Here is a 4,988-nt window from a genome sequence, read left to right as displayed (position 1 = left end):
GGAGCGAGTAACTCCCACTCCAGGTCGGTGAGTTCATGGCGACGTATCACCTGGCCATGATCCACCATCCGATGATCTTTGAAGACGGACCCTAGTACGAGATCCACTTCGCCCTGCGGGCCATGATCGTCAGTCTGTGAGGAGCACGCCATGCTGGAAGCCCCCGATCTGCCGCAGCCGGAGCCGGTCGCGCTGCACGTCCTCTTCCCGGACGGCGTCCTCGGAAGGATCGTCGTCTCCGGCGAGCTGGAGCCCGCACTCCCTGATGGCGCGAAGTACGTGACGGCGGAGGTCTACGAGGAGATGCGTGCCGAGATGAGGCAGCAGCACGACGCCCGGGTGGACGAGTTGCTCGCGGCCGAGAAGGACGCGCGTCGCGCGCAGTACGAGGATCTGCGGGCCGCCGGTATCCCCGAGGCGACCGCACGAGCCTTGTCCGGGCACGGGGGACCGCTCGACGACGACCCCCAGAACGCCGTTAGATAACTGCACGTCATTCGGTCGTGCTCGGAAGCCCGTAATCGCAGGTGTGAGAGAGCGCTGCGGGCCCGCGATCCCAGGTCCTGCTTGGAGCGGCTGAGCCTTCGGAATGGCCGAAACGCCTGCACTGGCCCTTGCAGAATCGGAGGGGTGTGGATGGTGGCCCGATTCTTCCGTCCCCTGGAGTTTTCTGTGGGCCCGACCGTGCGGGACGGTGGCTCGTGCCGGTGGTGCCGTGGATCTGCGGGCTCCCGTCCCGCGGGGCAGCCTCCTCTTTGTGGCAGGGCGGACACCAGCGTGGTGGTGCGACGTACGCCGCGCGGGCGGCGCGGAGCGTGGCACGCTGGGGCGCAGGATCAGGTCTGGGAGTGGAGTAGGAGCTCGGTGAGCGCGGCAGCGTCTGGTTAGTCCCGTGGCCGGAAGTTGGGATCGGTGGTGTATCTGCTGGTGGGGCTGACGGGGTCGGGCAAGACGACGTACGCGCGGCGGCGGCTGGAGCCGGCCGGGGTGGTGAGGCTGTCCGTGGACGAGCGTTTGCACGTCCGGCACGGCCGCTACGGTGTCGATTACCCCGAGCGCCGGTACTTTGAGCTGGAGGCGCCGGTCGTTTCCGAAGTCCGCGCGGAGTTGGTTGCCCTGATCGGCGTCGGACAGGACGTGGTGCTCGGCCATGGGCTGTGGCTGCGCTCTGAGCGGGAAGAGTGGACGAAACTCGTCAGAGAGGCGGGCGGTCGACCACGGCTGTTGTACTTTCCGGTGCCCCGCGAGGAGTTGCTGCGGCGCCTGGAAGTACGCAACCGGCGCGAGGACGCAAACGCGCTGACAGTCACTCCGGTAGCGCTCGAGGACTTCTACGCCCGGTTCGAGCCCCCTCATGACGAAGACGAAGAGATCATCGAGCCGGGTTCGTTCTGACTACCGTCGGGAGGGTGTGCCACGTGGTGGCCAGCTGTGGCGCTGCTGCCTGCCACCGCATGGGCACGCCATGAGAGAGACGGGCCGGAAGCGCAGGTGCGGTGAGCCTCCCATGGCGGGATGCGGACAGCATGCACCTGGCCGAGACGGAAGTCCGCGGCGGCTGTGTGGTTGGTGTGTCAGAGCAGGACGGGGCGAAGGGTGTCAGGTGTTGAGGACGGTGAAGACGATGGAGGGGAAGCGGCGCACGGTGGACGGCCGCACCGGGATCCTGCTCCCTCTCCCTCCACGCCAATGGCGCTCTTTGCTCTGCGTGGGGTGATTTGCTGACGGGTTCGGCGTGTTGTCAGGCGGTGCCACCAGTCGGCCGGACCGTGTTGCTCCTTCGGGCAGTGTCAGACCGCGAAGGCGTGGTAGGTGCCGATCGTGAGGCCGGAGAATGTGACGAGCTGTCGTGGCCTAAGGCAGGTGAATGCGTCGAGCCGTTGACCCGCTGCCGTTCTGCCAGGCTGCCAGGTGCCCTCGTTCCTCAGCTGAGGAACTCGCGCCAGAGTGCTTGGCTGCCACACTGCGCGGCAGAAGCAGCAAAGGCTTCCCCCATCCACGGACGACTCTCTCCTGGTATCCCGTGCCGCGCATCGGCGGGGACCGGCCCCTGCCACACCGGTCACGCACCGGCAGGGTTGCGGTGCCGGTCGGCCGCCCGGTGCCGGTCCCGCGTGAGAGCTCCCGAGGTGCCGGGCGCGCCGTCTGGGACGGCCGTCAGTTCAGGTGCTGCCCACGGCGGCGGCGCACGACGATCAGCGTGCCCGCGCCCGTGACCACCGCCGCGACGGCCACGCCCGTGACCGGCAGCGCCGAGGACCCGGTCGCCGCCAGGCTGCCTCCGGTCGACGACGAACCGCCGATGGAGCCGGACCCTCCGCCGATGGAACCTCCCGTCGACCCTCCCAGCCCGCCGGTCGAACCGCCCGCGGAGCCTCCCGAGCCGCCGGTCGAGCCGCTGGAGGAGCCTTCCGACGATCCGCCCGTCGAGCCGGTCGACCCCCCTCCCGTAACGTCCAGCGTGATGTCGGCCCTGTCGTTGGTCTTGTCCGGGTCGAACGGCCGCGCCTCGGTGCTCAGCGCCACCGAGCCGTTGGCGTGCGCCACGCGCTTGTCGATCTTCAGCTGGAAGGTGTAGGTCTCCTGGCCGTCCTCGTTGAGAGCCGGCGCTCTCATGCCGCAGTGGTAGGCCTGCCCCTGGGCCCGGCAGAACGAGGCGGTCTTGACGACCGACGTTCCGGCGGGCGGCGTGATCACGACGCTCACGGGCTGGTCCCCCAGCCGGGGCATGATCCAGGCGGGCCCGGCGTTGTGAAACTCCACCTTCATCGGAACCGTGTCACCGAGGCGCCCTTTCAGCGCGGCACCCGTCACCTGGTAGTCGGCCGTGTTGACGGAGGTGACGGGCACGTCGACGACCTGCTTGGTCCCCTCACCCCCGGCCTGCCTCTCGACCAGTTTCAGCGCGGGCGCGGTTCCCGTCACCGGCTCAGAGCCGTTGTCGTCCGGCCCCGGCTCGTCAGCCCCGACCCGCAGGCGCAGCTCGTCGTGGAACGCGCGGTCCAGTGCGGTGACCCGGAACGGCCTGTCGGTCGTGTAGGCGACGCCCGGTTCCACCGCCTGGTCGAACCCGCACACTGCGGTCAGCCTCTCGGGCATCTCGTCGTAGGGCCGGACACGCTGGGTCCAGCAGTTGGAGGGAACCTCTGCGAAGTCGAGTCCCCGGGTGACTGCGTAGGTGACCCACACCTTCTCGGCGGCTCCGGTGCCCTTGTTCGCCACGGTGGCCGACACGTCGAAGGTGCTCCCCGGTTTCACCCCGCTGATCGGCTTGACGCCTCCGACGGTCAGTTCGGGTGCTGTGTCGTCGGCGAAGGCGGCGGGAGCCGCGGCCAGCGCGATCAGGCCGGCGGCGCCAAGGGCGGCAACAGCGGCACGGGAGGCGCGACGGTGGTGTGGGGGCATCGGCATGGAGAGGACCTCTGTCGGAGCGCGGGCGAACGGGAGGTGTCCTCCGAGAGAACACCACTGCCATCGCTAGACTCCTGCCGCCCCCGAACAGTTGCACGGCTGAGCCACCGGGTCCCATCGGCCGACGTGAGTACCGTGGAATACGTACCGGTATCCGCATTGACCCGGTCGCCCGTGCCGCGGCCCCCGCCTACCGGGCCCCCTGTCCTTCCGAGCTCCTGGCCTCCCGGCCAAAGGATCATCAGTGTCGAGAGTATGGAGGTTGAAAAACCCGTCGTGCATGGGGGTCCTCGCGCCGTGGGGGCATAGCCGGCCCCCGGCAGTACGCGGTGATCTCGGGGCCCGTTTTTCGTGCGTTCTCGCTGGTCGTAGTGTTCGGGCTGCCTGGTCACTCACGTGCTGCTGCCGGAGGCGATCTGGCCGCGCCGGTCGGACGCGGCCGAGGTGATCGAGGCGGGTCCGAGATAGCGGCCCTGGGAATGGGCACCAGCAGGTGGCGCCCATCCTGGGACGCGCCGAGGACTCGGTCCGCGGCTGGATCTGCCGCTTCAGGGGACGGCCCGATGACGTTCGCCGGCCTGATCGCACATGCCGTCCTCGAGCTCCTGGATGTCGCGATCGCCGGCGGCGACACAGATCCAGCGGGCGGGCTCCTCGGTGTACTTCCAACTGCTGGGGTCCGCGAGGAGCTCGTCCAACTCCTGCCCGCAGACTTCCACACCGGTGTGGCCGGCCGGCCACACGTCCGACAGGAACACCTTGATGAAGCCGAGCGGCTGCCAGCAGCGGATCAGCCGGGAGAAGCGCGGGATGTGCCGCAACCACTCCTGCTCGTCCTCGCTCTCGGACCAGTCCGCCAGCAGGCTCCACAGGTCTGAGCCCTCGCCTCCGTTGATGTAGAGGCAGTACTCGTCGTCCTCCCAGTCCTTCACGTCCGCGGCCAGCTCACGATGACCATTCGACGACCCAACTGCCCTCCTTGAAGAACTGCTTCAGAGAAGCAAAGTCCTCCACCCATTCGTCTCCCCCCGCCACTTTCAAGGTGGGGTCCGCAGCGGTCAGGACCAGGTAACTCGGCGGGTCGTCCGCGAGTTCCTGAATGTATACATAGCGACCCTGCTCGTCGCCTGAGGCGATGCGGCCCAGCGTTTCCAGCTTGATCATGATGACTTCCTGGGTCGAGGTGTTCCGGGCGGCGTGTGGCCGTCTGGAACACCTGGACTGGTGACTATCCGTTGAGCGGGATGTGGTTGTTCACCCGCGACTTCTTGTTCCCGGCCTTCTCGAATATCTGCAAATGATATGCGGTATTTCCAGTCAATGATTGCCGGCGAGTGAGTCAGGGTCGGTTTGGAACTGCCTGTGCTGGTCCGCACTTCGTGAGATCCCTCGATTCTTGCCGAGCTGGCGTAGGAACTGCGAGAGCTGTGCGGGGGTTGGCGGTGTGGGTGGTGGGGGAGTAGTCAGCTCTTCCGGGGGGACGGGCTCGTGGCGGCTACGGAGGCACGGAAGCCCCGGCTGATTCAAACGGCCGGGGCTTCCGTGCCACAGGAGGCGGAGATTTTAGCTCATGCCAC

General features: G+C 67.8%; 5 protein-coding genes. 2 read left to right on the top strand and 3 right to left on the bottom strand.

Translation table 11 applies throughout. From position 1 onward, the window contains the following. Window positions 1-150 precede the first annotated feature (150 nt). Window positions 151-486 (top strand): hypothetical protein, encoded by a 336-nt coding sequence (locus tag ACFV2J_RS42370; RefSeq protein ID WP_385096150.1) that lies wholly within the window; start codon window positions 151-153, stop codon window positions 484-486. A gap of 426 nt (window positions 487-912) precedes the next feature. Beyond that, window positions 913-1,395: an AAA family ATPase gene (locus ACFV2J_RS42365; RefSeq protein ID WP_385096153.1), complete on the top strand. Its 483-nt coding sequence runs from the start codon at window positions 913-915 to the stop codon at window positions 1,393-1,395. A gap of 762 nt (window positions 1,396-2,157) precedes the next feature. Here the strand turns inward: ACFV2J_RS42365 and ACFV2J_RS42360 are convergent. The 3 genes from ACFV2J_RS42360 to ACFV2J_RS42350 form a co-directional block, all read right to left on the bottom strand. After that, entirely contained in the window at window positions 2,158-3,411 is a 1,254-nt protein-coding gene (locus ACFV2J_RS42360) for a hypothetical protein (protein WP_385443814.1), read from the bottom strand. Between the two features lie 548 nt (window positions 3,412-3,959). After that, window positions 3,960-4,343 (bottom strand): hypothetical protein, encoded by a 384-nt coding sequence (locus ACFV2J_RS42355; protein ID WP_385096159.1) that lies wholly within the window; start codon window positions 4,341-4,343, stop codon window positions 3,960-3,962. A 13-nt stretch (window positions 4,344-4,356) separates the two neighbouring features. Continuing rightward, window positions 4,357-4,575 (bottom strand): hypothetical protein, encoded by a 219-nt coding sequence (locus tag ACFV2J_RS42350; protein WP_385096163.1) that lies wholly within the window; start codon window positions 4,573-4,575, stop codon window positions 4,357-4,359. Window positions 4,576-4,988: the final 413 nt, after the last annotated feature.

The organism is Streptomyces sp. NPDC059668, assembly GCF_042734135.1.
In the GTDB taxonomy this organism is placed as follows: domain Bacteria; phylum Actinomycetota; class Actinomycetes; order Streptomycetales; family Streptomycetaceae; genus Streptomyces.
This window is presented reverse-complemented; position numbering and strand designations above follow the sequence as displayed.

Excerpts from the sequence above, each read along its gene's own strand:
- ACFV2J_RS42370 (WP_385096150.1), top strand. The coding sequence starts at position 151 with ATGCTGGAAGCCCCCGATCTGCCGCAGCCGGAGCCGGTCGCGCTGCAC.
- ACFV2J_RS42360 (WP_385443814.1), bottom strand. The coding sequence starts at position 3,411 with ATGCCGATGCCCCCACACCACCGTCGCGCCTCCCGTGCCGCTGTTGCC.
- ACFV2J_RS42350 (WP_385096163.1), bottom strand. The coding sequence starts at position 4,575 with ATGATCAAGCTGGAAACGCTGGGCCGCATCGCCTCAGGCGACGAGCAG.